The sequence below is a fragment of the Hymenobacter ruricola genome (assembly GCF_015694525.1).
Taxonomy (GTDB): domain Bacteria; phylum Bacteroidota; class Bacteroidia; order Cytophagales; family Hymenobacteraceae; genus Hymenobacter; species Hymenobacter ruricola.
On record NZ_JADQDM010000012.1, the window covers coordinates 53260 to 78294 of the forward strand.

The following is a 25035-nucleotide window of genomic DNA, read 5'->3' on the forward strand; positions in this document are numbered from 1 at the left end:
GTGCGATGGTAAGGTACTATTGACTTTATGTGGCAAGCTACACAAGAAGCTCCTGTTTCTTCAGCGGCGGGGGCAGCGGGCGGGGGACTATTTTGTTTTGAGCACGTACCAGATGTTATATCGGTCATGGCTGATGTCGTAGTTGGGCAGGCTCAGGTGCTGGCAGTAGAAGGCAAACCGTTGAGGGACCGAAAAAGGCTGCTTGATGAGGTGTTGCACAATATCGGGCTCAAACGTAGCCAGGTAGTAGCGCTTCACCCGGAAAATGGCTTGCCACAGCGCAGCCTTTGCTTGGCGCGGGTAGCGGCTGAAATCGGCCGGAATGCTGCTGCCGAGCGGGAATAGCTGGAAGTCACTGTGGTAGATGAACCGTCCGTCGTCGGTCATCGAGCGAATTTCATAGGTTTGGGTCAGCACGTCCCAATCAGGATGCAGGTGCCGGATGCTATACTCAATGTAGCCACCGTGCCGGTCGCACTCACACCGCAGGCAATGCGGGTCATTTAGCACCTTCGCCAGCTTGCAGCTTTGTGAATGCTTCTGCCGACTTGGTGCCTGTCGCTTGTTCGTGCGCTTCGTAGCGCTGGCGCAGGGCTTTGAACGCCGCCCGCTTGCGCGCTTCACTCAACACCACCTCGGGCGCTGAAGCATCGGACGGAAGTTGAGTAGTCGTTTTCATGGTTACTAAGATACGCTCCGCTTTGGAAATCAGTTCGAGGCTCAGCTACTAAAGAAGCTGTGGTTTCGTTCCAGCGGCGGGGCAGCGGGCGGGGGTGGTGTGGCCGTTGGAGAGAAGCTGTGGTATCGTTCTAGCGGCGGCGGCAGCGGGCGGGGGAAGGTGAGGCGGCCGGGACTTTGCCGTTGGAGAGAAGCTGTGGTATCGTTCCAGCGGCGGGGGCGGCGGGCGGGGGGAGCCGTGGGGATATACCGGGGCAACTACTTATCGTCATAGTGGAAGCGGCATTGGGCAATGAAGACGGTATCGCCGCTCAGCCGATACACGAGCCGGTGTTCCTGCGTGATGCGGCGCGACCAGAAGCCTTTGCGGTCCCCTTTCAACGGTTCGGGCTTGCCGCGCCCGGTGAAAGGCGTGCGCACGCATTCCTTCAACAACTCGTTGACTTTGGCCAGAATCGTTTCGTCGTTTTCCTGCCAGTACAGGTAATCTTCCCAGGCGTAAGTGGTCCAGGAAATGTTTACTGCTGCGGCCATTCCCGAACGGTGGTTTCGCCTCGTTCGATTTCTTCCATCGCCGCCAATAGTCTTTCCCGGTTGGTTCGGGTACTCATCAGGTACTCCGTCGTGTCCTGTTTCCCTTTTTTAGCGGGCTTGGTTTCGGGCGTGAGTTTCACGTAGGAAAACGCTTGCAGTAGCTCTCTGATGAACTCCTGCTTTTGGTCGGGTATTTCGAGGGTGAATTTCATACCATCCAAAACTACAAAGATTCCGCTTAGTTCCTCACGCCTGCTACCGCTACCTAAGCAGCTTCCGTTTCTTTCAGCGGCGGGGGCAGCGGGCGGGGGAGTGGCGGGGTCGTTGGAGAGAAGCTGTGGTATCGTTCTGGCGGCAGGGCAGCGGGCGGGAGTGGTGGGGCCGGGCCGTTGGCGAGAAGCGGTAGTATCGTTCTGGCGGCGGGGGCAGCGGGCGGGTGTTAAGGATTGTCAATCCAGTTTTCCTGCACCAAGCCGGAGATATCGGCAAAGTGGCGGGTGTTGCGCGTGACGAGGGTGAGGCCGTGCCGGATGGCGGTGCAGCCTATCATCAGGTCGAAATCATCGACGGGACGGCCGACCCGACGCAGGCGTGTCTTCTCGGCGGCGTAGTGCTCGAAGCAGTCCGCAATAGGCAAAATGTGGCCTTCAAAGGCGGTGCGCAGCCCATTTAGCGCCAGCCGGTTGGCAGCCTGCTTAGTTGGGGCGCTGTTGGCCACGCCGTATAACATTTCGGCAATGGTCAGCTCACTGATAAAGCAGTTATCGAAACCGATATTATCTAGCTTTTCGACAATGCCGTATTCGTTTTTGGTAAAATGAATGCAGATGTTGGTATCCAGCAAATAGTAGCTCATAGCTCTATATCGCGGTCGCGGAAGTGCCGCGATTCCATCAGCATCTTATTGATTTCATCCCCGCTTTCGTTGGATTGCCAGGAACCTACTAGCGCTAAAAAGCGCTGCCGCCGCTCTTCCTCGGAAATAGCAGTGACCGGAGGCGTAGTAGTAGCTTTCACGCCCAACCGCTGCGCCAGACTCAGCAGCAAGTGCAGGTCGGAATCGTTAGTGGGTTCTAAGACGAGGGTAGTCATGGTTGGCAGATGCTGAATGACGAAGTGAAACGATGCCGCTTCCAAAGCTAAGCTACACAGAAGCTTCAGTTTTTTCAGCGGCGGGGGCAGCGGGCGGGGGTGGTGGAGGGTTATTTGTCGCCGTAGTGTTCGCCGCATTGGGCGATACGCAGGTTATCGCCTTCGGCTTTGTAAATCAAGCGGTGTTCCTGCGTGATGCGGCGCGACCAATAGCCCTTATAGGCGTTACCTTTCAATGGTTCCGGCTTGCCCGTACCAGCGAAAGGAGTACGGGCGCACTCGCGCAGCAGGGTGTTGATTTTTGCCAGAATTTTGGAGTCGGTGCGCTGCCAGTAGAGGTACTGCTCCCACGCGTCGGGCGCCCAGCAGAGCGTTCTATTCATTATCAATCAGGTCGTGCACTTCGCCCTGCCCCTTTTCGAGCCGTTCGATGGCCGCCAGCACGCGGGCATGATTGGCGGGGTTGCTTTCCAGGTGCTGCGTGGCATCCATCGTTTTGGAGCGTATGGGCCGGGCTTTCATGTAGGGCAAGCTATGCAGCAGCTCCATCACAAAGGCAGCTTTTTCGTCGGGGAATTCGAGGGCGACTTTCATACTATCCAAAACTACGAAGTTTCGGCTTAGTTCCTGACGCCTGCTTGCAGCTACCCAAGAAGCCGTCGTATCGTTCTAGCGGCGGGGGCGGCGGGTGGTGGTGTGGTGGGACTACTCCGCTTTGAGCACGTACCAGATGTTGTAACGGCCGTGGCTGATGTCGTAGTTGGGCAGGCTCAGGTGCTGGCGGTAGAAGGCAAACCGTTGCGAAACCGAAAACGGCTGCTTGACGAGGTGCTGCACAATATCGGGCTCGAACGTGGCCAGATAGTAGCGCTTCACCCGGAAAATGGCTTGCCACAGCGCTGCCTTTGCTTCGCGCGGGTAGCGGCTGAAATCGGCCGGAATGCTGCTGCCGAGCGGGAATAGCTGGAAGTCGCTGTGGTAGATGGACCGCCCGTCGTCGGTCATCGAGCGGATTTCATAGGTTTGGGTCAGCATGTCCCACTCGGGGTGCAAGTGCCGGATGCTGTATTCTATGTAGCCGCCGTGCCGGTCGCACTCGCACCGCAGGCAATGCGGGTCATTGAGCACCCTTTGCTGCTTGCAGTTGTGCGAATGCCTCAGCCGACTTGGTGCCTGTTGCTTTCTCGTGCGCTTCGTAGCGTTGGCGCAGGGCTTTGAACGCCGCCCGCTTGCGCGCTTCACTCAACACCACCTCGGGCGTTGAAGCATCGGACGGAAGTTGAGTAGTCGTTTTCATGGTTACTAAGATACGCTCCGCTTTGGAAATCAGTTCGAGGCTCAGCTACTAAAGAAGCTGTGGTTTCGTTCCAGCGGCGGGGGCAGCGGGCGGGGGTGGTGGGCTACTTGTCGTAATGGTAGCGGCAATACAGAACCAGTATCCGCTCACTGCTTATTTCATACACCAAACGGTGTTCATCAGTAATACGACGGGACCAGTAGCCGCGCAAATCCCCTTTTAACGCTTCGGGCTTGCCCTTGCCGGTGCGCGGGGTGCGCAAGCACTCCTGTAATAAGTCGTTTAGCTTGCGGAGCACTGCCTTATCGGTTTCCTGCCAATACAAGTAATGCTCCCACGCTTTCGGGGTCCAACTCAGAATCATTCTGCCGAAAGCAAGTCGTGGTTGACGACTTCCCCACGCCGGGCTTGCGCAATGGATTCCATCAACTCGCGGGCATTGGCCGGGTTGCTGAGCAAGTATTCGGTGGTATCCTGCTTAGCAGCCTTGCCGCGAATCGGCGTGAGCTTTACAGACGTTACACGCCGGAGGAATTCCAGCACGAATTCCGCTTCCTGGTCTGGTATTTCGAGGGTGTATTTCATACTATCCAAAACTACAAAGATTCCGCATAGTTCCTGACGCCTGCCTGAAGCTACACAAGAAGCTCTAGTTTCTTCAGCGGCGGGGGCAGTGGGCGGGGGTGGTGGGGGCCGTTGGAGAGAAGCTGTGGTATCGTTCCAGCGGCGGGGGCAGCGGGCGGGAGTGGTGGGGCCGGGCTACTTTATATTAACCGATTGGTCTTCGGCCTGCTGCTCAATAGTCCAATCCTCTAAGGCAAGGCCTAACATATCGGCAAAATGCCGCGTGTTGCGCGTGACCAACGTTAGCCCATGTGCCAGCGCCGTGCTTCCGATGAGCATGTCAAACTCGCCTTGCAGTCGGCCGATGCGCTTCAATTGCGCCTTTTGCGTAGCGTAAGTTTCCAAAGCGGCTGAAAGCGCCAGCCGACGGGGCTTGGGAAACAGCAGCAGGAACTTGTTCAGGTTCTGCCGGTTGCTGGCCTGCCGGTCAGGGGCACTGTTGGCGATGCCGTAGAGTAATTCGGCAATCGTCAACTCGCTGATGAAGCAATTACGCAGCCCCACTTGCTCCACCTTGTTGTCAAGGTCAAAGTCGCCCTTCATCAAGTAGATGCAGATGTTGGTATCCAGTAGGTAGCGGCTCATAAGTCCACTTCGCGCGGCTGGTCCTGGCGGTCGGCGTAGATGCGGCGCACCATTTCTTCGCCGCTTTCCTCCGATTTCCACGCGCCGAATAGCTCATGTAGCAATCGGTTTTGCTCTGCTTCGGTCAATTCTTCGCCTGCTTCGTTTCTCTCCGGCAGTGCTGTTTCGCCCGGCAGGTTTCGCTTGCCCCGGAACTTGGCAACCAAACCATCGGGGATGCTTTGCAGCCAGTGAAGCGCGGCAGCGGCCAGCTCGTCAGGAACCTCTAATTCTAGTGCAAATTTCATGTTACTAAGCTACGAAGAAGCTTTTGTTTCTCTCAGCGGCGGGGGCGGCGGGCGGGGTGTCGCGCGGAATGGCAGCTACTTCAAAAGCTTCGGTTTCTGCCGCAACGGGCGCGTGGGGCGGAGCAGGTGAGCGACACAGAAGCCTCCGTTTCTTCAGCAACGGGACCCCGCTCCACCTAGCTAATGCGACGGGAAGTTTTGACTCAGGCAGCAACCCCAAACGCGCTGATGAACGCTAGCATTTGATGGTTTCGATGCCCGCAAGTTCAAAGGTGAGGTTCACCGAACGGCCTCCCAGCGGGCGGGTGCGATGCCGGGTATTTGCGGGAATGGCAAATAATTGACCCGCTGCTACTTCTACCGTTTCTTCATCCAAGTCGATGCACAAAGTGCCTTCCACTACCAGAAACACCTCGTCGCTATTGGGGTGGTAATGCCAATAAAACGGCTCAGTCATCACACTGAGCCTTACCACGTGGTCATTCACCAGTGCAAGCGGGCTGTTCCTGTAGCTTTCTACTCCCTGCGCTTCCTGCTGCAGATTGATTACGGTGAGAGGCGGTGTCGTCATATTGAAAGCGTGGTACGCTACTGACGCGATTTCTGAGCCGGTGGTTTCGTTTAATGTGGCATTGTGGTGCAGGGCAGACTACTTCCTGAAAGGCAGAGACGCCTGCACAAAAAAGCCCCGGCAGTTAGTTACCGGGGCTTTTTTGTGCAGGTGCCAGGCAGTTAGCTCGCCCGCGGTTGGGCAGGGCTATTTCAATTTGATGCCTTGTGCTTCCATCTGCTTTTCAGCGGCGTTTTGGTTGGCCAGGTATTCGGCGTGCTGCTCGGGCGTGCGCTGGGTGCCCAGGCTGGCCAGGTGCTCGCGCAGCTTGTCGGCGGGCATGTCGGTGCCGTAGGACGGGGTGCCCGGCTGCTGGCGCCACGACTCGTGCAAGCTGCCGTCGTCCACGGCGTCGAAGCCCAGCTCTTCGACCAACGCCATCACCGTCTGCTTGGCGGCGGCATCGTCGCCGGCCACGGGCAATGAGATGCGGCCGGGCGTGCCGGCGGGCAGGCCCTTGTTCTGAAGGTGGTCGGCGTAGATGTTGTTGAACACCTTCACCACCGGGCGGCCCAGGTGCTGCTGCACCCATTCGCTCTCGGTGAGGTCGCCGGTTTCCAACTCCGGAATTTGGCCGTCGCGCAACAGGGGGTAGTAGTTACTGGTGTCGATGACGGGAACATCGGCGAGCACACCCTCGAACAAGTCCTGGGGCAGGTCGGGGATGTTTTTCAGCGGGATGGTGACCACAATGATTTCACCGTGGCGGGCCGCCTCCTTGGCCGTGACGGGGGTGGCGCCGGTTTTTTGGGCCACGTCGCCCAGCGTTTCGGGGCCGCGGGAGTTGGCAATTTTAACCGAGTGGCCGAGGCTGACGAGCCGCACGGCCAGGGCGCTGCCGATGTGGCCGGCGCCAATAATTCCAATGTTCATGAGCAGTAGGGTTAGCGGATGTTTCGTGAGCCGCTGCGCTACGAAGCGGCCCGGGCTAAGACCACCCGCCCGTACGGATTGTTTTGCGGCCTGCCCGATGAAGGCCGGCGACGGCTGAGCGAAAGGGCCCGAACCGGCCGGTTAGTTGCCCGGCCCCTGGCCGTTGCCGCCGTCGCCGGCCTTCTGGTCGTCGTTGCGGATGCTGCGCTTGGGGCGGCTGGGCTTATTTTCCAGCTTGCCGAAGCGGTAGCCGAAGGCCACGCGCACGCCGCGGTTGTACACGTATGTGGTGTTGGTGGAGGCAGACTGGCCGGTGTCGAAGTCGTTGGTCAGCTTCACGTAGGAGCTAAAGGGGTTGTCGGCGTTCAGGGTCAGGTCGCCCTTGCCTTTCCACAGGTCTTTGCGCAGGCCCAGGGCGTAGGCCTGCCACGGCGAGCTGCTGCCCTGCAGCTGAATGCGCGGCGAGTTAAGCATGGCAAACGCCTGGAAGCTAAAGCCCTTGCCCAGCTTGTAGCCCGTGTTCACGTTGGCCGAGTACACCACGCCGCGGTTGCTGGTGTGCAGCGTTTTGCTATCCAGATACACGTAGAACGCGCTGATGTTGCCGCTGAGGTCCCACTTGGGCAGGGGCTTGGCCGAGCCGAACAGGTTGAGGCCGTAGGTTTGGTTGCGGGCCACGTTGCCGTAGGTGGCCAGCACCCGGCCGCTGGGGTCGGTGGCGTACACCCGCTCGATGGCGTTGTTGGTCTGGCGCGAAAAAACCGACACGTTGATGCTGGTGCCCTTGGCAAAGGTGTTCCAGTTCAGCTCGTAGTTGTCCGTGAATTCGGCGTCGAGCTCGGGGTTGCCTTCGGTGATGTTGCGCGGGTCCGACTCGTTGCGGTAGGGGTTGAGGTAGAAGATGCTGGGCCGCTGGATGCGGCGCGAGTAGGTGGCCCGCAGCGAAGAGCCCGGCTGCTTGAGGTTGCGCGTGAGGGCCACGTTGGGCAGCACGTTGGTGTAGGTGAGGCGGAATTCGTCGTCCTGGTTCTGGAAGTTGCCGCGCAGGTCGGTGCGCTCCACGCGGGCGCCCAGGCGGGCGGTGTAGTTCTTGCCCAGGCTGAGGCCATAGGTGGCGTAGCCGGCCAGCACGTCTTGGTCGTAGTCGAATTTGTTGGTCAGGCCGGGCTCGATGCCGAACACGCCCGTGCTCAGGTTGGTCCGCAGCACCTCGTAGTCGCTGTACACCGTGCGCTGAATCATCTTGGCGCCCACTTCCACCGTCTGCTTCTCGCCAAAGGGGTGCACGTAGTCGGTTTGCAGGGTGGTTTCGAGGTTGCGGGCCAGGTTGGGGCTCTGCTCGCGGTACTGCGGGTTGTTGAAATCGGGGTTCAGCAGCGGGTACTGCGTCAGGTCGTAGTCGGCTTGTCGGCGGTTGCGGCTGTGCTGGGCCAGCACCGTCCACTCGCGGCGGCTCTTGGCCCCGAAGCTGCGCGTGTAGGAGCCCAGCAGGTCGTAGCTGCGCACGGCGTTGTCCATCGTCTGCTGGCGGGTGTAGTTGCCAAACAGCGGGCCGATGCTGGTGGGCTGGCCCTCGTCGAGGGTGTAGCGGTTGTTGATGTCGAGGTCGAAGCTGTTCGAGAAAATGGCCGAATTGAGGCTCAGGCTCAGCGCGTGGTTGGGCGCCGGCTCATATTCCAGCCCGATGCGGCCCTGGCCGCCCCCGCCCTGCCCCGTGCCGTCGTTGCGCTGCATCAGGCGGCCCGTGGTCAGCACCGACTGGCCGTTCACCACGCTGCGCACACCCCTATCGATGCGGTCCACTTCCTGGTCGCCGGGCGCGTAGAAGGCAAAGGCGTTCAGGCCCGCCGTCAGGCCGAGCTTGCCTTTGCGGGCGTTCAGGGTGAAGTTGCCGTTGGAGTTGCGCGTGCCCAGAGCCAGGCCCGCGCTGCCGTTCACCCCCTGTAGGTTGTTTTCCTTCAACACGATGTTGATGATGCCGGCCGAGCCTTCGCCGTCGTACTTGGCCGAGGGCGAGGTGATGACTTCCACCGACTTAATCTGGTCGCCGGGCAGCTGCTTGAGGGCCGTGGCGATGTCGCCCGATATCACCGCCGAGGGCTTGCCGTTGATGAGGATGCGCACGTTGCCGGAGCCGCGCAGCTGCAGGTTGCCGTCGGGGTCCACGCTCACCATGGGGGCTTTGCGCAGCACGTCGGCGGCGGTGCCGCCCTTGTTGGTGTTGTCGGTGGCGGCGTTGTACACCAGGCGGTCGGGCTTGCTTTCCACCACGGGCCGCTCGCCGGTCACGGTCACGTCGCTCAGCTGCTGGGCGCTGGCTTTCAGCTCAATAGCGCCCAGGTCGAGGCTCATTTTGCCTTCGGCCAGGGTCACGGGCTGCGTGCTGGCCCCGTAGCCGATGAAGCTGAGCTGCAGCCGGTACTCGCCGGCGGCCAGGCCGCGCAACGTGAAACGGCCTTTGTCGTCGGCCACGGTGCCGTCCACGGGCTTGTCGCCGGTGGCAGGCAGCAGGGCCACGGTGGCAAATTCAACCGGCTTTTTAGTGGCGCCGTCCAGCACCACGCCGCTGAGGCGGCCGGTGCCACGCGCGGCCGGCAGCGCCACCAGCTGAGTGGCTGGCTTGGGCGCGCCGGGCGCGCCCGTGGGAATACCGCTTGGGCCGCCCGCGGGCTTCGGAGCCGCGGCGGCGGCCGGGGCCTGGGCGGCCGCTTCCTGGGCAAGCACACCGGCCAGGGCCAGCATTGGCAGTAAGGGAGTTTTCATCGAATTGCAGAAAAAGGTGAGTGAAAAGCTGCTGAAATTCAGCAAAGAGTGACAGAGCGAAGGGGCCGCACGGAGCAACCAGCAAGGAGTTGCCGGCGGTTTCCAATAGTTGTATCGCGGCCCCTCACCGTTGCATTACGCAGAAAGTATTTTTTCCTATGCAATGAGGTTCTGACTGTCTGGGGTGCGGCCAGGCGGTGGCGCGTCGTTCCGGCGGCGTCGTTCAAAGACGAGACGCAAGTATGCGTCTCTACCCGTTCTGCGCAGCTCAAACAGCCTCTACGCCAGCTGTTGGCCCGAATGAGCATTGGCAGCATCGGCTCGGCGAAACAACCAGCCGGCGGCGGCCCATATCCCGGCAAAAACCGCATTGGCGCCCAGCACATTCACGAGGCCCACCTGGGGTTCGGCGGCCGCGCCGGCGGGCGTCCAGACGAACAGCGCCACCACGGTCACGGCCACGTACGTCAGCGCCGCGCCAAACATGGCGTTGGACATGCCCAGCGGCCGGAAGCGCGCCACAAACGCCCCGATAAGCGCCACCGCCAGCACCCCGAGGTACAGCACGTTGGCAGGGTTGTCCTCGCTCCCCACGAGCCCCACCGCCAGGTTGGCCCACACCAGCAGCAGCCCGGCCGCCACTCCCACTGCCACCCCCAGGCGGTACGCGGCGCTATTGGCCTGCCGCGCCACCAGCACAAACGTGAGGCCCGCGCCAAACAGCAGCCCCCCCGCCACCACAAAATCGAACCCGGTCCAATTCACCTCCGTGCTGAACCGCATGGCTGTGAAAGGCACGAGCAACAGAAGCGCTGTAGCAACGGCTACGCAAAGAATGTTTTTGGTAAGTGACATGACAATAATAGTTTAAGGTTAGTTAGAAATACAAATGCCTTTGAAATCATCTTGGTGGAGCACGCGCTGGCACCGGCACGCGCCTCGGGGAGGCTCCCTCCTGCCGGGCTCTTCGCGCCTGGCCTGGAGTTGCGCATTGATTGCACCACAAAGTAAATAAAAGAACTTTGCACTTCAAAGCAATACGGAAAAAGTTTATTCCGGTTTGCGGCTGGAGCCTGTTTATGGCAGCCCCAGTAGCGGGAAGGCTACGCCAATTGAATAGTCCGCTTCACGCCTAGCTGCTCCAGAAAATGCGCATCGTGCGACACCACCAGCAGGGTGCCCTGGTAGTCCTGCAGGGCGGCCGTCAGCATTTCCAGGTTCTGCAGGTCGAGGTTGTTGGTGGGCTCGTCAAGCACGATGAGGTCGGGCGCGTGGCTGCCTATCATCAGGCAGCACAACAGCAGCCGCATTTTTTCGCCACCGCTTAGCGTGCGGCACGGCTTGTCCCAGGCGTCCTTCCCAAACAGAAAGCGCGCCAGCCGCACCTTGACTTCGTGCTCCTGCAGACCTGTGGCGTTGAACTGCTGAGCCTGCTCGTACACCGTCAGCGCGTTGTCAATGAGCGAGTAGTCCTGGTCGATGAACACGGCCCGGCTGCCGGCCCGGTGCACGGTGCCGCGCGTGGGCTCCAGCGTGCCCAACAGCAGCCGGAGCAGCGTGGTTTTGCCCGAGCCGTTCGGGCCTTGCAGCGCCAGCCGCTCGCCGCTCACAATCTGGAAGTCGAGGGGCGCGGGCCACAGCAGGCGCGGGCCCGCGCCGTAGTTGAGGCCGTGCGCGGCAAAAAGCACCTTGCCCTTGGGCAGGGCCGACTGGTCGAAGCCGAGCTTCATCTGGTCAACGTCGGGCAGCTCCTTGCGCAACTCGCTCAATTCCTGCGCCAGCGCGCTCACTTTCCCGGCGTGCACGCCTTTCAGGCGGGAGGCGCTTTGCTCGGCGCCGTTGCGCATCATGCCCAGCACAATGGCGGGCAGGCCGGCTTTGTCCTGGCTTTTCCGGCCGCGGGCGTCCTGCTTCTGCTTTCTGTCCAGGGCCTCGCGCTCGGTTTCGCGGGCTTTGCGCAGGGCAGCGGTGCGGCTGTCGACTTCGTGCTGGCGGGCGGCGCTTTCCTGCTGCTTCTGCGCGGCGTAGAAGTCGTAGTTGCCGCCGTAGGTCGTGATTCCGCGCCGGCTCAGCTCGCACACGGTGCCGAGCAGGTTCAGCAGCTGCCGGTCGTGGCTCACCACTACCAGGGTGGCCGGGCTGGCCTGAATGAAGTCGTAGAGCAGGCGCCGGCCGGTGGCGTCCAAGTGGTTGCTGGGCTCGTCGAGCAGCACAATCCCGGGCCGGTGAATGGCCGTGCCGGTCAGGAAAACCCGGGTTTTCTGCCCGCCGCTGAGGCTGGCCATGGGCTGGTCCAGGCTCACGTCGGCCAGGCCCCAGTGCAGCAGGGCGGCTTGGCTGCGCTCCTCAATGCCCCAGTCGTCGTCCAGCACGGCGAGGTGGGCTTCGGTGGCCCGGCCGTCCAGAATTTCGCGCAGCGCGCTGGTTTTGGCGTCTACCTGCAGCGCCTGCGCCACGGTCAGGCCATCGAACTGCCCGAAATGCTGCGGCACGTAATACGGCGGCGTATCTGCCTGCACCACCCCGGCGGAGGGCCGCAAAAGCCCCGCCAGGAGCTGTAGCAGCGTGGATTTGCCGGTGCCGTTGTTGCCAATCAGCGCCACTTTCTGGCCGCGGCTTACTGCCAGGCTCAGGTTCTCAAACAGCACGTCTTTGTTGGGGTGTGCGTACCCCAGGTTTTGTAGCAATAGCATGAGTTCTGCCTCAAAAAAGCGAAGGAATACAGCGGCCCACTGAGTGGGCCGGCTACTCGATTTTTGGAAGAAATCAGCTATTACATAAAGCAGTGTTTGCGGACTAGTGGAGCAAATCTACGCTTTTAAGCGCAAAAGCCCGGCCCGCGACGAGGCACGAACCGGGCTTTTGAAAAAACAGGCGGGTTGATTAATCCACCTTTTTCTCCAGGCTGTTGGCCATGTCGTAGTGCGAGCGCAGCATGGGCAACGTGTTGGTGGCGAAGGACTGCACGTTGGGCGTTTCGGCGGCTTTGCTCTTCACCTCAAACATGGCAATGTCCATCTTGTGGGCCGTTTCCATCATGTCCATGTAGGTTTCGTCGAAGTCTTTGCCTGACTTGTTCTGGAGCCGGTCGGCCATGGCCTGGTGCACGGGCATCATGGCGGTGGGCATCTGCACGCCTAGCGGAGCAGCCACGGCTTTCAGCTGCTGGGTGGCCTGGGTGTGGTGGCTCACCATCATCTGGGCATACTTGCGCACGTCGGCGTTGCTGGCCTTCTGCGCCGCCATCTGGCCGGTTCTCACTTCCAGCATGTTGCTGCTGGCCGCGTTCATCAAGAACACGGGGTCCTGCATGGTGGCAAAGGTGGCCATGAAGGCCGTGGGGTCGGCAGCCGCGTCGGCACCGGTGGCGACGGCCGGCGATGGCGCACCCGCTCCCGTGCCGTTCACGCCGGTGCCGGTGGCTTCGGTGACGCCCACGTTGTTGGTCGTCGATTCGTTGGAGCGGGCGGCCGCGGTGCCCTCGGTGGCGGGGCTGCCCGCGGTGCCGGTTTCGGGGCTGGTGCTGCTGCAGGCGCTGCCCAGGGCCAGGGCACCCACCAGCAGGAAGTGGGAAATTGCTTTCATCGTTTTCATGTCAAATTAGTATTAAAAGCGTGTCGAAAAACTGACGCCGTGTATACGGCAGCGAAGCAGGCAAGTCGACGTTTCGGCCATATTTCGCCGGGCATTTTTTCCCACAATCGACTACGGTTGAGTCAATTGATGATTGAAGCTGCCAGCCGAGCGAGTTGGTACCCATGGGGTTTCGCCGCCCTGGCAAAGTGACTTGTCCGGCTCCGGCCCCGCCTCGTTTTCCTGGCCCAGGCAGCCGGCATGGCGCCTATTCGCCGGTTGGTGCAATATCTTCGGTGCGCCCGGCTTCCGGCTGGCCGCCACCCCGGGCGCGGCCGGGGCCTCACTTTTTTATTGCCATGCTCGACCTTGTCATTGATGCCCGCCCGGCCGCCCTCGCGCCGGGGTTCGACGTGAAGCGCATCCTCCCCTACCGGCTGCGGCGCATGCTGGGCCCGTTCATTTTCATGGACCACGCCGGCCCGGTGGACGTAGCGCCCCAGCAACTTTCGAACCTCGACGTGCTGCCCCACCCGCACATCGGCCTGAGCACGGTGAGCTACCTGTTTGGCGGGCAGGTCACGCACCGCGACAGCCTGGGCGTGCAGCAAATCATCCGGCCGGGCGAGGTAAACTGGATGACGGCCGGCTCCGGCATCGCGCATTCCGAGCGGTTTGAAGACCCGGCCGCGCTGGCCGGCGGCGCCCTCGAAATGATACAAACCTGGGTGGCCCTGCCCGAAGCGGCTGAAGAGCAAGCCCCCACTTTCGCCAACTACCAGCCGCAGGAGCTGCCCGTCTTCACCGACGCCGGCGTGTGGATGCGCCTGATTGCGGGCGATGCTTTCGGACTAAAAAACGACGTCAGGACACATTCGCCGCTGTTTTACTTGCACGTGGTGCTGCAGGCCGGCGCCCATTTTGGCCTGCCGCGCGGCTACCCTGAGCGCGGCGCCTACGTGGCCAAGGGCCGCGTGGAAGTGGGCGGCCGCGCGTACCTGCCGGGCCAGCTCCTGGTCTTCACGCCCGGCCAAGACCCCGTGCTGCGGGCCCTGGAGCCCAGCACGCTGATGCTGCTGGGCGGCGAGCCGCTGGGCGAGCGGTTCATCTGGTGGAATTTCGTGTCGTCGCGCCGCGAGCGCATTGAGCAGGCCAAAGCTGACTGGCAAGCCGGCCGCATTGCCCTGCCGCCCAACGACAACGCCGAGTTTGTGCCTCTGCCGCAGGACAAGAGCCGGCCGGCGGGGTCGTCGCCCGCGCCGCAGGCGCTGTCTTAACCGTTGGGTGGCGCGGGCTGTTTGGGGGCGTACACCAGCACGTAGGCGGGTGGCAGGTTCAGGAGCACGTGCTGCTGGTCGAGCGGGTGGAAGAAGCGCTCGAAGAGCTTGAGGTTTTCGCGGGAATATTGAAAGAGAATGAGCTTGCCCTTGGCCGGCTGAAGCAGTTCCTGCGTGTGGTGCAGAATCCGCCAGCCCAGCCGCAGATTCAACGACGAAAACGGCAGGCCGCACACCACAAAGTCGGGCGGCGGGGCGCCGACGGCGGCCAGGTAGTCGCCGGTTTTATCGGCCGAGCCGAGGACGACGTGCACGTGGGGCTGGCCGGCGTACCGCTCCTTCAGCAACGCGCAGAATTCTTCGTTTACTTCCACCAGCAGCACCACGGTATCGGCGCGGCGCCAGGCGATGATGATGTCGGTGAAAACGCCCGTGCCCGGCCCGTACTCCACAATGCAGCGGGCCGCGGCGAAGTCGATGGGTGCCATCACGGCGTGCGTGAGTTCCGGGGAGCTGGGAATCAGCGAGCCCACCGTGGCGGGGTTGCGGAAGAACTGTTCGACAAACGGGGACAGCATGGCGAGCAAACAAAAAACACCTGAGTGGCTCTTCTACGGCAGTTTTTGGCCGGGGTAGGCACAAGCGGGCACTTTCCCTGCGAAGCAAAAGCCCACTTCATATTCACCAAAAAAGCCTGCCACCCCGTCGGGCAGCAGGCTTTTGGCTGGTTCAGAGCCAAGTACTTGACCTAGTTGTTCTGGTAGGGCGTGAGGCCCATGTTCTGGAACATGAAGGACCATTTGTCGGCGGCCTCGCCGATGACCTGGGCCGTGGAGCGGCCCGCGCCGTGGCCGGCCTTGGTTTCGATGCGGATGAGCACGGGGTTGCTGCCTTGCTGGGTTTCCTGCAGGCGCGAGGCGAACTTAAAGGAGTGCGCGGGCACTACCCGGTCGTCGTGGTCGGCGGTGGTCACCAGGGTGGCGGGGTAGCTGGCGGGCTTCAGCGCGTGGTAGGGCGAATATTTATAGAGGTACTCAAACATCTCCTTGGAGTCCTGGGCGGTGCCGTAGTCGTAGGCCCAGCCGGCGCCGGCCGTGAACTGGTTATAGCGCAGCATGTCGAGCACGCCCACGGCCGGGAAAGCCACTTTGGCCAGGTCGGGGCGCTGGGCCATGGTGGCGCCAATGAGCAGGCCGCCGTTGGAGCCGCCCGAGAGGGCTAAGTGGTCGGTGTCGGTGTACTTGTTGGCCTTGAGGTACTCGGCGGCGGCGATGAAGTCATCGAACACGTTCTGTTTCTGCAGCTTGGTGCCGGCCAGGTGCCATTTTTCGCCGTACTCGCCGCCGCCGCGCAGGTTGGGCACGGCGTAGATGCCGCCGTTTTCGAGCAGTACAATGTTGGCCGTGCTGAAGGCGGGCGTCAGGCTGACGTTGAAGCCGCCGTAGGCGTAGAGCAGCGTGGGGTTCTTGCCGTTCAGCACCAGGCCTTTTTTATAGGTGAGTATCATCGGGACGCGGGTACCGTCCTTGGAAGTATAAAACACCTGCTTCGACTCGTACTTGGTGGGGTCGAACTGCACGCCTGCCTTCTTGAACACCGTGGATTTGCCGGTGGCGATGTCGTACTTGAAAATGGTGGGCGGGTAGACGTAGGACGTGAAGGTGTAGTACGTTTCCGCCTCGTCCTTCTTGCCGCCGAAGCCGCCCGCCGAGCCCACCGAGGGCAGCGCGATGGTGCGCTCCTTGCGGCCGGCAATGTCGTACTGCTCAATCAGTGAAGTGGCATCTTTCAGGTAGTTAGCGAATATTTTGCCGCCCACAGTGCTCACGCTCAGCACGTTTTTGGTTTCCGGAATGAGGTCTTTCCAGTTGGCGGGCCTGGGGTTGGCGGCGTCCACGGTCACCACGCGGCCGTTGGGCGCGTTGAGGTTGGTGAAGAGGTAGAGCTTGCTGCCCACGTTGTCGACGACGTCGACATTGTTCTTCTCGTTGTCCACCACCTGCACGATGGGGCTGTTCGGCTTGCTTAAATCCTGGAGGTACAACTCGTTGCCGGTGGTGGTGTTGGCCGCCGAGATGACGAGGAAGCGCTGGTCCTCCGTCACGGAGCCGCCGATGTAGCGGCGGGGCGTTTTCTCGCCGCCGAACACCATCTTGTCGGTGCTTTGGGGCGTGCCCAGCTGGTGGTAGTACAGCTTGTGAATCTGGGTTTTGCCGGCCAGTTGGCTACCGGCTTTGGGCTTGTCGTAGGAGCTGTAGTAGAAGCCCGCGTTGCCCTTCCAGGCCAAGCCCGAGAACTTCACGTCCTTGAGCGTGTCGCCGAGAATGCTTTTGTCCGCAGTGCGCAGCACGATGACCTTGCGCCAGTCGGAGCCGCCCTCCGAAATCTGGTAGGCGGCCAGGCTGCCGTCTTTGGTGAAGTTGAGGCCGGCCAGCGAAGTGGTGCCGTCTTTGGAGAAAGTGTTGGGGTCGAGAAACACCTCCGGCGTGCCCGTGGCGCCTACCTGCCGGTACACCACCGACTGGCTTTGCAGGCCGGTGTTCCTGGTGAAATAGGTGTACTTGCCCTCCTTGAAAGGCGCGCCATATTTATCGTAGTTCCACAGCGTTTCGAGGCGCTTGCGGATGGTTTCGCGGAAGGGAATCTGAGCCAGGTAGTTCTGGGTCACCTTGTTTTCGTCCTGCACCCAGCTTTTGGTATCGGGCGCCTGGTCGTTTTCCAGCCAGCGGAAGGGGTCAGCCACCTTGGTGCCGAAGTACGTGGTGACGGTGTCCACCTTCCTGGTCTGCGGGTAGGGCAGGGTTTTGATGGGCGCCTGGGCGGCAGCGGCAGTGCTTACCAGCAAAGCGGCCAGGGCCGCGGAAGTGCTTTTCATGGAGGGGAACTTGGTGAATGGGGCGGGTAATTTACCACCGCTCCGGAGGTTTTTGCCGCGGCCGGGCATTCCGCCGCGGCCGCCGTTACTTTGCGGCTCCTCACCCCCGAATTTGTCCGATGCGCCGCTGTTTCGTTGTCGCCGGGTTGCTGCTGCTGCTGAGCGGCTGCGACCAAAAGACTGCTCAACGGCAGGAAACGGTGGCCCAGGCGCCCGTATATCCTGCCGTGGCCGACGTGCCCGCGGCCCCGCTGGCAGCCCCCGATACGGCCCTCCCCTACCGCCCCCTGCCCGGCAGCTTCGATTCGGTGCAGGCGCCGCTGCAGGTACGCATCAACAATGCGGACTACCGGGTGCAGGTATCGGCCCGCGCCGACAGCGCCCAGCCGTTGCGGTACGTGGCCCCACCCAACGAATTTCTGGACGGCTCCAGCGAAGACTCTACCCAACGCCAAGCCCTAACGGGGGTTGAGGTGGTGTACACTTTCCGCCTGCTGCGAGCCAACGGCCAGCCCCAGTTTGTGCGGCAGCTGAAGAAATCGGATTTCAAGGCTGCCGTCGGCGAAGAGCTGGCAGTGGAAGCCGATGTGTCCGTGCCGGTCTTTTCGGGGTATTTGCCGGCCTTCCAAGCACTGGCTTTCGAAATCAGCTTCTACCCGCCCGAAAGCGACGCGGGCGGCCAGGTTTTGGTATTGCTCGATGCCACCACAGGCAAGGTGCTACACCGGGAGCTTGCCCGCTGGACCGACGGCTGCAATTCCGCCACGGTGCTTTCCGCCGATGGCCGCACCTTGCTCACCAGCTGCGAGATTCTGCAAGCCAACGGCCACGTCGTAAACCTGGAAAAGGCCAACCGCACCGCCCACCGCACCATTGCCGGCACCTTGCTGGTGAATGACCAGACCGTGCTGGTCGTATACGGGCCCGGCTACGACAACCACGGCCGGGAAGTGCCCCTCAAAGGTCCCAACGCCACGCTAATGGACACCAACGGCCGCGTGCTAAAGTCTTTCAGCCTCGAGAGCATCGACGGCGGCCTGGGCTCGCAGATGCTGGCGCGCTACCTCGGCTCCACCCAAACGCACTACCTCTACGACGAGGCCCACGGCCGGCTGGGCGTGGTGCCGCGCAGCCACCCCACCGGGCTGCGGGTGCTTAAACTGCGGCAACTGCCCGTGTTCCGGGCGCCCCAACGGCCCAGCGAAATCGAGCTTTCCTTCAGTACCGAAACGGGCAGCGAAGCCACTTTTTACATCGACACAACAAGCCAGCAGGTGCGCTATTCTCTGCACAAACCGGCGTATTAGGGGCAGAGGCGCAATATTCTGCGCCTCGTCATTCGTACCGTGCAACCGTCATCGCTCAACAACGAAACGCAAGTGTGCGCCTCTACCGCGCGGCGCTCACCCGCCAGATTCGGTCCGCCGCGTCGTCGGCCACCAGCAGCGAGCCGTCGGGCAGGGTGGCCACGCCCACGGGGCGGCCGTAGGCCTCTTTGGAGTCGCCACCGGCCAGGAAACCGGTCAGGAAATCTTCGGGCGGGCCGCTGGGCTTGCCGTTGGCGAAGGGCACGAACACCACTTTGTAGCCCGAGTACTGCGAGCGGTTCCAGGAGCCGTGCTCGCCGATGAAGGCGCCGTTGCGGTACTTGGCCGGGAAGGCGTCTTTGTCATAAAACGCCAGGCCGAGGGCGGCCACGTGGGCCCCGAGCGGCACGTCGGGCACCACGGCTTTCTTCACGAGGTCGGGGCGCTCGTTTTTGCGGCGGGGCTCTTCGTTTTGGCCGTAGTACGAGTAGGGCCAGCCGTAGAAACCGCCCTCCTTCACGCTGGTGAAGTAGTCGGGCACCAGCTCATCGCCCAGCTCGTCGCGCTCGTTCACCACGGCCCACAGCTTCTGGGTGCCGGGCTGCCAGTGCAGGCCGATGGGGTTGCGCAGGCCGCTGGCGTAGATTTTCTCGCCGGTGCCGTCGGGGTTGATTTGGAGGATGTTGGCGCGGCGCACCTCGTTTTCGGGGCCGTGCTCCTGCACGTTCGAGCCCGAGCCCACCGTGACGTAGATTTTGGCGCCGTCGGCGCTGGCCAGCAGGTTGCGGGTCCAGTGGTTGTTGTAGCCGCCCTTGGGCAATTCGAGGATGCGCTGGCCCGGGCCCGTGATTTTGGTGGCGCCCGCTTGGTAGGGGAAGCGCAACACGCCATCGGTGTTGGCCACGTAGAAATTATTGCCCAGAATCAGCATGCCGAAGGGCTGGCTGAGGCCGGCGAGGAAGGTGGTGCGCACGTCGGGGCGGCCGTCGTGGTCGGTGTCGCGCAACAGCGTGATGCGGTTGGCGCTGTGGTCGCGCAGCGAGCGGGACTTGTCCAGCTTGAGCTCGGCGGCCACTTTTTTGGTCATGGTCATTGGAATGGTGCTGGCTTCGGCCACCAGCACGTCGCCGTTGGGGGCCACGTACATCCAGCGCGGGCTGTCGAACCGGCCGGCGTACTCGGCCACCGTGAAGCCGGCGGGCGCCACCGGGGTTTTGCCGGCGGGCCAGGGGACGATATCGACGCGGTGGGTGACGGATTTGCTGGCGTAGGGCGCGGGCAGCTTGACCGAGTCGGCCACGGGCGTTTCCACGGTTTGAGCCGGGGTGTTGGCCTGGGCTTCTTGTTTTTCCTGTTTGCTGGGGCCGCCGCAGGCAGCGAGCAGGGCGAGGCCGGTCAGGAGCAGAGGGAAGTTAGTCGACATGCACGAAAGAAGGAAAGGAGAAGGCGCCGGCGCACTGAGCCGGCGCCTTGGTTTTACCTTCAAATTCAGCAATTTGTTGCTCGCTCGGCGGCAATATTTTGCTGCTTCAGGCAGCCCGGGTAGCCGGGATGCCTCGGGGGGCCTCTCCGCTACTGAGCTACAGGCGCGGCGCCACGGGCGCTTTTGGGTGTGGCCGGCGGGCCCAGCACCCGCCGCAGCCACTGGTTGAGCGGTTCTTCTGCCCCCCAAAACAGCAGAATGGAAAGGCCGTACAGCGCCAGCACCGTCAGGAGCCCGCTGCCCAGCCAGCAGTGCAGCTGCTCCTGCACCACGCCCAGGTGGATGAGGTAGAATACGTAGGAGCTTTTGCCCAGCAGCACCATTGGCGGACTGCCCAGCCCGCGGCTGAACCAGGTGTCTTCGCGCACCAGGCCCCACAGCAGGGGCCCGATGCCGAGCACGGGCAGCACCGCGTTGTTGATGCACATGCCCGCTAGTTTCAACACGCCCAGCGCGCCCACCTCGGGGCCGTGCAGTAAGAATAACGGCATCGGTGGCGTGGTCTCCTTCAATGCCCTCGCCATGCAGGAGCTATTCCCGGCGCAAGCGCCGAAAGCTTCGGCGGAGGGCTAACTCAGGGCTAATCCTTTGCAGAACCGCGGACGCCGGTGCTACCAATTCCGCTACGGAAGACGCGCCTCGAAATTAAGTGGCATGTTTGCGGGCAGGCCACTGGCTTGCGCGGCCTTGTCGGCCGTTTTATCCCCTGCCCGTTTGCCCCGATGAAGCCTTTGCTAATGAAAATTATTGCGCGTTATCGTGCTGGAACGACGCATCTGGGCGGGGCGGCCATCTGGCTCGCCATTCTGCCTTTTTTTTGGCTGTGCCGGTATGCACATCCTTCGGCCGATGATTTTCTGCAAGCCACGGGGGTTGAAAACCATGGCCATTTTGGTTATTTTCAGTACATGTACTGGTCTTGGTCGGGGCGTTATACGGCCTTGGTGGCGTGCAGTCTCTTAAACCCGATTTCGTTTGGGCAACTGGGCACGGCCTATAAGCTCGCGTGCTTGCTGCAACTGGTGCTCCTTTTCGGGGCCTTGGTGGCGCTGCTCCGCGCCTTGCTGCGAGGAGCGGCGGGCACCTTTCGGCAACTGCTGCAAGCCGGGGCGGGCGCCTTTCTATTGCTGGTCTATCATTTGCCCAGCACCGCCGAATGCTTCTACTGGCTCACCGCCGGCTACACCTATGTGCTGGCAGTTGTGCTGCTGCTGCTGGCCTTGGCGGTCTTGGCGGCGTCTTTTGGGGCGCAACGGGCGGGTCGGCGGCTCGGCATCGGGGCGGTGGCGGGGCTCTTGTTTCTGGCCGTGGGCTGCAACGAAACCGTGGCCGTGCCGGTCTTGCTTTTGGCGTGGGCAGCCGTGGCCGTGTTGCGGGGCCAGGCAAGGCGGAATGGCCTAGCCCTTGCGCTGGTGGTCAGCCTGGGGTGCGCGCTGGCTTTTGCCGCGCCCGGAAACGTTGCCCGCATGCACGGGGAGCCCTTCGGCAAACCAGGCATTTGGTTCTGCCTGACCCACACGGCTTTGTTCGTAGCTTATTGCTTGGTTACCTGGCTAGGCAACGGGGTGTTGGTGGCCGTCACGATGCTGCTGGTTCCGGCCTTGGCGCGGCTGGCACGGTTCCCCGACTTGCCGCTGCACCGGTTTGCCCAGCGCCCCGTGCTCCTTACCCTGCTGGTGCCGGCTTTTCTGGCCGCCGGGCTGTTTCCCAGCTTTTGGGTGCGAAGCGCCGCCCCGCCGCTCAGGGCCCTGAGCCTGCTGCACATCTGTTTCGTCCTCACGTGGCTGCTGGCCGCTCATGCCTGGGTTCTCTACGCGGCACGGCGCCGGGAGCAACCGCTCTTGCTTGCGTTGCCGGGATTCGTTCGCGGGGGGTTGCTGGTGTGGTTGCTTTGCACTTTTTTCACCGACTACAACCACCACCTCCGCGACGCCGGCCACCGCTTCAGCACCAACAATTCTTTTTTGGCTTACCGCGACTTGCTGCACGGCACGGCCGCGCGCTACGACGCGCAGCTAACTGCCCGGTACGCGTACCTACGCGGCCGCGCCCCACTTCATGCCCAGGTGCCCGCGCTGGAAGCCACGCCCATTATCCTGCTGTACGGCGATATCGGCCCGGATTCCGCCAATTGGGGCAACCAAGCCTATGCGGGTTTTTTCCACAAGAAAACCATCGTTGCCCGGCCCGCCGCAGCCGAACACTAACGCCGCGGAACCACCCCTTCGGGCGCAATTTGCCTTCTTCTTGGCCCGCCTGCCGAGTTCCCGCGACCGTGACCGGCCCCCCGGCGCTCCCCAACCGCGTGCCCAACCTGCTAGGTCCCTTAGCCGTTTGCGAAGAGCATGGCAACGTTTCACATCGGCTGCTCGGGCTACCACTACCGGCACTGGCGCGGGCGCTTCTACCCCGAAAAGATGCCCATGCGGCTGTGGTTCGACTATTACAGCCAGCACTTCCGCACGCTGGAGCTGAACGTGACCTTTTACCGCTTTCCGCAGCTTTCCTTCCTCGAAAACTGGTACAACCAGAGCCCCGACGACTTCCGGTTTGCGGTGAAAGCACCCAAGCTCATCACGCACTACAAGCAGTTCAACAACGTGCAGCAGCTGCTGGGCGACTTCTACGACACCACGGCCCGCGGCCTGCGCGAGAAGCTCGGCCCCGTTCTCTTTCAGCTGCCGCCTCGCCTGGCCTACGAGCCCGCGCGCCTCGCCCGCATCCTCGACAGCCTGGACCCGGCCTTCGTCAACGTGCTCGAATTCCGGCACCCCAGTTGGTGGCGGCCCGAAGTGTATGAGGAGCTGGCGCGCCGCCGCGTGGTGTTCTGCGGCCAGAGCCACCCGCTGCTGCCCGATGCCGTGGTGGCCACCGCGCCCACGCTCTACTACCGCTTCCACGGCGTGCCCGACCTCTACCGCTCGCCGTATTCGAAGGAATTCCTACGGCGCATCACCGACGAAATCCGGGCTCAGGCCGAGGTGGAGCAGGCGTATGTGTATTTCAACAACGACATCGACGCCTCCGCCATCGGCAACGCCCGGCAGATGCTGGCGATGGTGTGAGGAGACGGCAGAGTTGGTAAACACCAAAAAAGAACGTCATGTCGAGCTTGTCGAGACATCTCGCGTGCAGTAGTAATTATTTACTCTGGCACGCGAGATGTCTCGACAAGCTCGGCATGACGTTCTAATTTCATCAATCCGGCCCCTACGCCTACTCCTTCAGCGAAGCCATGTCGATGACGTAGCGGAAGCGCACTTCCTCGTCCATCATCTTGTCGAAGGCCTTGTTGATGTCCTGCATGGGTATCATTTCTACTTCGGGCAGGATGTTGTGCTCGGCGCAGAAGTCCAGCACTTCCTGCGTCTCGGCGATGCTGCCGATGATGGAGCCCGCCACCGAGCGCCGGTGCATGGCCACTTCCTGGTTGTTGAGCGGCGCTTTATAGGGCCCGAGCAGGCCCACGGTGGTGATGACGCCGTTGCGCTTGGCCAGCTTCACGTAGTCGTTCACCTCGAAGGCGTCGGGGATGGTGATGAGGATGAAATCGAACTTCAGCTCGTGCGCTTCCATGGCGGCGGTGTCGCTCGAAATCAGCACTTCGTGGGCGCCCAGCTTTTCGGCGTCGGCCTGCTTTTCCTTGTCGCGCGTGATGGCCGTGACGGTAGCGCCCAACGCCCGCGCCAGCTGCACGCCCATGTGGCCCAGCCCGCCAATGCCCACCACAGCCACGCTGCTGCCGGGGCCCACGTTCCAGTATTTCAGGGGCGAGTAGGTGGTGACGCCGGCGCATAAAATGGGCGCGGCGGCCTTCACGTCCAGCCCGTCGGGGATGCGCAGCACGAAATCTTCCTTCACCGTGATGTTGGTGGAATAGCCACCGAAGGTGTTGAAATCCTTGTTTTGCGGCTTCATATAGCCGTTGTAGGTGGCCGTCCAGCTCACGGGGCCTTCGCAGTAGTTTTCTTCTTTTTCGCGGCAGGCCGGGCAGGTGCCGCAGGAGTCTATCATGCAGCCCACGCCCACGATGTCGCCGACCCGGAACTTGGTGACGCCGCTGCCCGCTTCCACCACGCGGCCCACTATTTCGTGGCCCGGCACGCAGGGGTAGATGGTGTTGTGCCAGTCGTTTTTGACTTGGTGCAGGTCCGAGTGGCACACGCCGCAGTAGAGAATGTCGATGTGGACTTCGTCGGCTTTGGGCGCCTGGCGCTCAATTTCCATCTCGGACAAGCCATTGAAAATGGAGTTGCTGGCGCCGTAGGCTTTGGTTTTGAAAACTTCCATGAGACTGAGAGTAGGGAAAGGATAGTGGAAAGGAAAAATGGTGGTTTCGGAAATGAAATCTCCTTTTTACCAACGGCCGCCGCGGCTCACGGTTGGCATCAACAGCCTACATAATTCTGGCAATTAGTGCCTCCTCTGGCCGCAAAAGCCGCCGCCAGAGCAACCGAACCCGATACGCCCGCGGCTTCCCCTGATATCTTTGCCGGTAGCGCGCCACTCCCGCGCCAGCCTTTTTCGATGCCCCTCGCTCCTGCCCGCGTCCCTTTATTTCGCTTTAGCCCGGCTTGGCTGCTCGCGCTGCTCAGTGCCGCCCCCGCCCTACCCGCCGCGGCCCAGACCACGCCGGCGGGCATTGTGGTGAGCGGCCCCGGCCTGGCCCAACCCGCCCACCTGAGCCCGGCGCAGCTCTCAAAACTGCCGCACCTGCAGGTGACTCGCCCCGACCACGACGGCAAGAAGCGGACTTATTCGGGCGTGTCTCTTCAGGCCGTGCTGGCGGCGGCCGGCGCCGAGCTGGGCGAAAAACTGCCCCGCAAAGGCGTGGCCCACTACCTCACCGCACGCGCCGCCGATGGTTACCTGGCCGTTTTTGCCCTAGCCGAGCTGGACCCCGCCTTCGCCCCGCGCACCGTGCTGCTGGCCGACCGTTGCGACGGCCAGCCCCTCGCGGCCAAAGACGGCCCCTACGAAATCATCGTGCCCGAGGAGAAAAAGATGGGCCGCTGCGTGCGGCAAGTACAAAGCCTGCGCATCGAAGCCGCCAAGCCCTGAACTATTCCATCATCGCCGGGCAAAAACAGTTGTTTCCGGGCGGGTCCGATTTGCCTTTGCCCAGAAACGGCCGTTTTCGCCCAAATCGGAGTCGGACTTGCCCGGAAACGGTTGTT

The 25035-nt window shown here is 62.2% G+C and carries 30 protein-coding genes; 5 read left to right on the forward strand and 25 right to left on the reverse strand.

Going from position 1 to position 25035, the window contains the following annotated elements:
- Positions 1–87: 87 nt before the first annotated feature.
- The 20 genes from I2H31_RS18660 to I2H31_RS25515 form a co-directional block, all read right to left on the reverse strand.
- Complete coding sequence (locus tag I2H31_RS18660; RefSeq protein ID WP_196294576.1) at positions 88–387, reverse strand: hypothetical protein; 300 nt, start codon at positions 385–387, stop codon at positions 88–90.
- 112 nt (positions 388–499) lie between these two features.
- Complete coding sequence (locus I2H31_RS18665) at positions 500–679, reverse strand: hypothetical protein (protein ID WP_196294577.1); 180 nt, start codon at positions 677–679, stop codon at positions 500–502.
- A 257-nt stretch (positions 680–936) separates the two neighbouring features.
- Positions 937–1212, reverse strand: coding sequence for a Txe/YoeB family addiction module toxin (locus I2H31_RS18670; RefSeq protein WP_196294578.1), 276 nt, complete (start codon positions 1210–1212; stop codon positions 937–939).
- Entirely contained in the window at positions 1197–1424 is a 228-nt protein-coding gene (locus I2H31_RS18675) for a hypothetical protein (RefSeq protein ID WP_196294579.1), read from the reverse strand. The genes I2H31_RS18670 and I2H31_RS18675 overlap by 16 nt, the downstream gene beginning before the upstream one ends.
- A 227-nt stretch (positions 1425–1651) precedes the next feature.
- The gene (locus I2H31_RS18680; protein WP_196294580.1) at positions 1652–2068 is read right to left on the reverse strand and encodes a type II toxin-antitoxin system VapC family toxin; all 417 of its coding nucleotides are present in this window, start codon (positions 2066–2068) and stop codon (positions 1652–1654) included.
- Positions 2065–2304: a hypothetical protein gene (locus tag I2H31_RS18685; protein WP_196294581.1), complete on the reverse strand. Its 240-nt coding sequence runs from the start codon at positions 2302–2304 to the stop codon at positions 2065–2067. Before I2H31_RS18685 ends, I2H31_RS18680 begins: the two co-directional genes overlap by 4 nt.
- A gap of 110 nt (positions 2305–2414) precedes the next feature.
- On the reverse strand, positions 2415–2687 hold the full coding sequence (locus tag I2H31_RS18690) for a Txe/YoeB family addiction module toxin (RefSeq protein ID WP_196294582.1): 273 nt from the start codon (positions 2685–2687) through the stop codon (positions 2415–2417).
- Positions 2680–2898, reverse strand: a complete 219-nt coding sequence (locus I2H31_RS18695; protein ID WP_196294583.1) for a hypothetical protein — start codon at positions 2896–2898, stop codon at positions 2680–2682. Before I2H31_RS18695 ends, I2H31_RS18690 begins: the two co-directional genes overlap by 8 nt.
- 111 nt (positions 2899–3009) lie before the next feature.
- Positions 3010–3432 carry a hypothetical protein gene (locus tag I2H31_RS18700; protein WP_196294584.1) on the reverse strand — a complete coding sequence of 141 codons (423 nt, stop codon included), beginning with the start codon at positions 3430–3432 and terminating at the stop codon, positions 3010–3012.
- Complete coding sequence (locus I2H31_RS18705; protein ID WP_196294585.1) at positions 3422–3601, reverse strand: hypothetical protein; 180 nt, start codon at positions 3599–3601, stop codon at positions 3422–3424. Before I2H31_RS18705 ends, I2H31_RS18700 begins: the two co-directional genes overlap by 11 nt.
- 103 nt (positions 3602–3704) lie before the next feature.
- Positions 3705–3965 carry a Txe/YoeB family addiction module toxin gene (locus I2H31_RS18710; RefSeq protein ID WP_196294586.1) on the reverse strand — a complete coding sequence of 87 codons (261 nt, stop codon included), beginning with the start codon at positions 3963–3965 and terminating at the stop codon, positions 3705–3707.
- Positions 3962–4186, reverse strand: coding sequence for a type II toxin-antitoxin system Phd/YefM family antitoxin (locus tag I2H31_RS18715; RefSeq protein WP_196294587.1), 225 nt, complete (start codon positions 4184–4186; stop codon positions 3962–3964). The genes I2H31_RS18710 and I2H31_RS18715 overlap by 4 nt, the downstream gene beginning before the upstream one ends.
- A 174-nt stretch (positions 4187–4360) precedes the next feature.
- Complete coding sequence (locus I2H31_RS18720; protein WP_196294588.1) at positions 4361–4810, reverse strand: type II toxin-antitoxin system VapC family toxin; 450 nt, start codon at positions 4808–4810, stop codon at positions 4361–4363.
- On the reverse strand, positions 4807–5097 hold the full coding sequence (locus I2H31_RS18725) for a hypothetical protein (protein ID WP_196294589.1): 291 nt from the start codon (positions 5095–5097) through the stop codon (positions 4807–4809). Before I2H31_RS18725 ends, I2H31_RS18720 begins: the two co-directional genes overlap by 4 nt.
- Positions 5098–5332: 235 nt before the next feature.
- Positions 5333–5668: a cupin domain-containing protein gene (locus I2H31_RS18730; protein WP_196294590.1), complete on the reverse strand. Its 336-nt coding sequence runs from the start codon at positions 5666–5668 to the stop codon at positions 5333–5335.
- A gap of 186 nt (positions 5669–5854) precedes the next feature.
- Entirely contained in the window at positions 5855–6679 is an 825-nt protein-coding gene (locus tag I2H31_RS18735) for an NADPH-dependent F420 reductase (RefSeq protein ID WP_394368969.1), read from the reverse strand.
- Between the two features lie 42 nt (positions 6680–6721).
- The gene (locus I2H31_RS18740; protein WP_196294592.1) at positions 6722–9343 is read right to left on the reverse strand and encodes an outer membrane beta-barrel family protein; all 2622 of its coding nucleotides are present in this window, start codon (positions 9341–9343) and stop codon (positions 6722–6724) included.
- A gap of 279 nt (positions 9344–9622) precedes the next feature.
- Positions 9623–10126 carry a hypothetical protein gene (locus I2H31_RS18745; RefSeq protein WP_196294593.1) on the reverse strand — a complete coding sequence of 168 codons (504 nt, stop codon included), beginning with the start codon at positions 10124–10126 and terminating at the stop codon, positions 9623–9625.
- A 320-nt stretch (positions 10127–10446) separates the two neighbouring features.
- Positions 10447–12036 (reverse strand): ABC-F family ATP-binding cassette domain-containing protein, encoded by a 1590-nt coding sequence (locus tag I2H31_RS18750; protein ID WP_196294594.1) that lies wholly within the window; start codon positions 12034–12036, stop codon positions 10447–10449.
- A gap of 190 nt (positions 12037–12226) precedes the next feature.
- Positions 12227–12928, reverse strand: coding sequence for a DUF4142 domain-containing protein (locus I2H31_RS25515; protein WP_196294595.1), 702 nt, complete (start codon positions 12926–12928; stop codon positions 12227–12229).
- Between the two features lie 347 nt (positions 12929–13275).
- Between I2H31_RS25515 and I2H31_RS18760 the strand changes: the two genes are divergently transcribed.
- On the forward strand, positions 13276–14193 hold the full coding sequence (locus tag I2H31_RS18760; RefSeq protein ID WP_196294596.1) for a pirin family protein: 918 nt from the start codon (positions 13276–13278) through the stop codon (positions 14191–14193).
- Here the strand turns inward: I2H31_RS18760 and I2H31_RS18765 are convergent.
- Positions 14190–14771: a class I SAM-dependent methyltransferase gene (locus I2H31_RS18765; RefSeq protein WP_196294597.1), complete on the reverse strand. Its 582-nt coding sequence runs from the start codon at positions 14769–14771 to the stop codon at positions 14190–14192. The two genes, I2H31_RS18760 and I2H31_RS18765, sit on opposite strands and share 4 nt — an antisense overlap.
- A gap of 170 nt (positions 14772–14941) precedes the next feature.
- Complete coding sequence (locus tag I2H31_RS18770; protein ID WP_196294598.1) at positions 14942–17068, reverse strand: prolyl oligopeptidase family serine peptidase; 2127 nt, start codon at positions 17066–17068, stop codon at positions 14942–14944.
- Positions 17069–17187: 119 nt separating this feature from the next.
- Here I2H31_RS18770 and I2H31_RS18775 point away from each other — a divergent pair, with 119 nt between their 5' ends.
- Positions 17188–18375, forward strand: a complete 1188-nt coding sequence (locus I2H31_RS18775; RefSeq protein ID WP_196294599.1) for a hypothetical protein — start codon at positions 17188–17190, stop codon at positions 18373–18375.
- An 82-nt stretch (positions 18376–18457) separates the two neighbouring features.
- Here the strand turns inward: I2H31_RS18775 and I2H31_RS18780 are convergent, their stop codons facing one another.
- Both I2H31_RS18780 and I2H31_RS18785 read right to left on the reverse strand, forming a co-directional pair.
- Positions 18458–19798: a PQQ-dependent sugar dehydrogenase gene (locus tag I2H31_RS18780; RefSeq protein WP_196294600.1), complete on the reverse strand. Its 1341-nt coding sequence runs from the start codon at positions 19796–19798 to the stop codon at positions 18458–18460.
- Between the two features lie 149 nt (positions 19799–19947).
- On the reverse strand, positions 19948–20349 hold the full coding sequence (locus I2H31_RS18785) for a hypothetical protein (protein ID WP_196294601.1): 402 nt from the start codon (positions 20347–20349) through the stop codon (positions 19948–19950).
- Positions 20350–20595: 246 nt separating this feature from the next.
- Between I2H31_RS18785 and I2H31_RS18790 the strand changes: the two genes are divergently transcribed.
- Positions 20596–22065 carry a DUF6056 family protein gene (locus tag I2H31_RS18790; RefSeq protein ID WP_394368970.1) on the forward strand — a complete coding sequence of 490 codons (1470 nt, stop codon included), beginning with the start codon at positions 20596–20598 and terminating at the stop codon, positions 22063–22065.
- Between the two features lie 138 nt (positions 22066–22203).
- Complete coding sequence (locus tag I2H31_RS18795) at positions 22204–22923, forward strand: DUF72 domain-containing protein (RefSeq protein ID WP_196294603.1); 720 nt, start codon at positions 22204–22206, stop codon at positions 22921–22923.
- Positions 22924–23074: 151 nt separating this feature from the next.
- Here the strand turns inward: I2H31_RS18795 and I2H31_RS18800 are convergent, their stop codons facing one another.
- Positions 23075–24148, reverse strand: coding sequence for an NAD(P)-dependent alcohol dehydrogenase (locus tag I2H31_RS18800; RefSeq protein ID WP_196294604.1), 1074 nt, complete (start codon positions 24146–24148; stop codon positions 23075–23077).
- A 237-nt stretch (positions 24149–24385) separates the two neighbouring features.
- On the opposite strand from I2H31_RS18800, the gene I2H31_RS18805 reads away from it, so the two are divergent.
- Positions 24386–24919 (forward strand): molybdopterin-binding protein, encoded by a 534-nt coding sequence (locus I2H31_RS18805; RefSeq protein ID WP_196294605.1) that lies wholly within the window; start codon positions 24386–24388, stop codon positions 24917–24919.
- The last annotated feature ends 116 nt before the right edge of the window (positions 24920–25035 follow it).

Excerpts from the sequence above, each read along its gene's own strand:
- I2H31_RS18795 (WP_196294603.1), top strand. The coding sequence starts at position 22,204 with ATGGCAACGTTTCACATCGGCTGCTCGGGCTACCACTACCGGCACTGG.
- I2H31_RS18725 (WP_196294589.1), bottom strand. The coding sequence starts at position 5,097 with ATGAAATTTGCACTAGAATTAGAGGTTCCTGACGAGCTGGCCGCTGCC.
- I2H31_RS18685 (WP_196294581.1), bottom strand. The coding sequence starts at position 2,304 with ATGACTACCCTCGTCTTAGAACCCACTAACGATTCCGACCTGCACTTG.
- I2H31_RS18740 (WP_196294592.1), bottom strand. The coding sequence starts at position 9,343 with ATGAAAACTCCCTTACTGCCAATGCTGGCCCTGGCCGGTGTGCTTGCC.
- I2H31_RS18680 (WP_196294580.1), bottom strand. The coding sequence starts at position 2,068 with ATGAGCTACTATTTGCTGGATACCAACATCTGCATTCATTTTACCAAA.
- I2H31_RS18660 (WP_196294576.1), bottom strand. The coding sequence starts at position 387 with ATGACCGACGACGGACGGTTCATCTACCACAGTGACTTCCAGCTATTC.
- I2H31_RS18780 (WP_196294600.1), bottom strand. The coding sequence starts at position 19,798 with ATGTCGACTAACTTCCCTCTGCTCCTGACCGGCCTCGCCCTGCTCGCT.
- I2H31_RS18705 (WP_196294585.1), bottom strand. The coding sequence starts at position 3,601 with ATGAAAACGACTACTCAACTTCCGTCCGATGCTTCAACGCCCGAGGTG.
- I2H31_RS18790 (WP_394368970.1), top strand. The coding sequence starts at position 20,596 with ATGAAAATTATTGCGCGTTATCGTGCTGGAACGACGCATCTGGGCGGG.
- I2H31_RS18785 (WP_196294601.1), bottom strand. The coding sequence starts at position 20,349 with ATGCCGTTATTCTTACTGCACGGCCCCGAGGTGGGCGCGCTGGGCGTG.
- I2H31_RS18760 (WP_196294596.1), top strand. The coding sequence starts at position 13,276 with ATGCTCGACCTTGTCATTGATGCCCGCCCGGCCGCCCTCGCGCCGGGG.
- I2H31_RS18775 (WP_196294599.1), top strand. The coding sequence starts at position 17,188 with ATGCGCCGCTGTTTCGTTGTCGCCGGGTTGCTGCTGCTGCTGAGCGGC.
- I2H31_RS18730 (WP_196294590.1), bottom strand. The coding sequence starts at position 5,668 with ATGACGACACCGCCTCTCACCGTAATCAATCTGCAGCAGGAAGCGCAG.
- I2H31_RS18675 (WP_196294579.1), bottom strand. The coding sequence starts at position 1,424 with ATGAAATTCACCCTCGAAATACCCGACCAAAAGCAGGAGTTCATCAGA.
- I2H31_RS18770 (WP_196294598.1), bottom strand. The coding sequence starts at position 17,068 with ATGAAAAGCACTTCCGCGGCCCTGGCCGCTTTGCTGGTAAGCACTGCC.
- I2H31_RS18665 (WP_196294577.1), bottom strand. The coding sequence starts at position 679 with ATGAAAACGACTACTCAACTTCCGTCCGATGCTTCAGCGCCCGAGGTG.
- I2H31_RS18765 (WP_196294597.1), bottom strand. The coding sequence starts at position 14,771 with ATGCTGTCCCCGTTTGTCGAACAGTTCTTCCGCAACCCCGCCACGGTG.
- I2H31_RS18750 (WP_196294594.1), bottom strand. The coding sequence starts at position 12,036 with ATGCTATTGCTACAAAACCTGGGGTACGCACACCCCAACAAAGACGTG.
- I2H31_RS18805 (WP_196294605.1), top strand. The coding sequence starts at position 24,386 with ATGCCCCTCGCTCCTGCCCGCGTCCCTTTATTTCGCTTTAGCCCGGCT.
- I2H31_RS18745 (WP_196294593.1), bottom strand. The coding sequence starts at position 10,126 with ATGCGGTTCAGCACGGAGGTGAATTGGACCGGGTTCGATTTTGTGGTG.
- I2H31_RS25515 (WP_196294595.1), bottom strand. The coding sequence starts at position 12,928 with ATGAAAGCAATTTCCCACTTCCTGCTGGTGGGTGCCCTGGCCCTGGGC.
- I2H31_RS18710 (WP_196294586.1), bottom strand. The coding sequence starts at position 3,965 with ATGATTCTGAGTTGGACCCCGAAAGCGTGGGAGCATTACTTGTATTGG.
- I2H31_RS18690 (WP_196294582.1), bottom strand. The coding sequence starts at position 2,687 with ATGAATAGAACGCTCTGCTGGGCGCCCGACGCGTGGGAGCAGTACCTC.
- I2H31_RS18695 (WP_196294583.1), bottom strand. The coding sequence starts at position 2,898 with ATGAAAGTCGCCCTCGAATTCCCCGACGAAAAAGCTGCCTTTGTGATG.
- I2H31_RS18670 (WP_196294578.1), bottom strand. The coding sequence starts at position 1,212 with ATGGCCGCAGCAGTAAACATTTCCTGGACCACTTACGCCTGGGAAGAT.
- I2H31_RS18715 (WP_196294587.1), bottom strand. The coding sequence starts at position 4,186 with ATGAAATACACCCTCGAAATACCAGACCAGGAAGCGGAATTCGTGCTG.
- I2H31_RS18720 (WP_196294588.1), bottom strand. The coding sequence starts at position 4,810 with ATGAGCCGCTACCTACTGGATACCAACATCTGCATCTACTTGATGAAG.
- I2H31_RS18800 (WP_196294604.1), bottom strand. The coding sequence starts at position 24,148 with ATGGAAGTTTTCAAAACCAAAGCCTACGGCGCCAGCAACTCCATTTTC.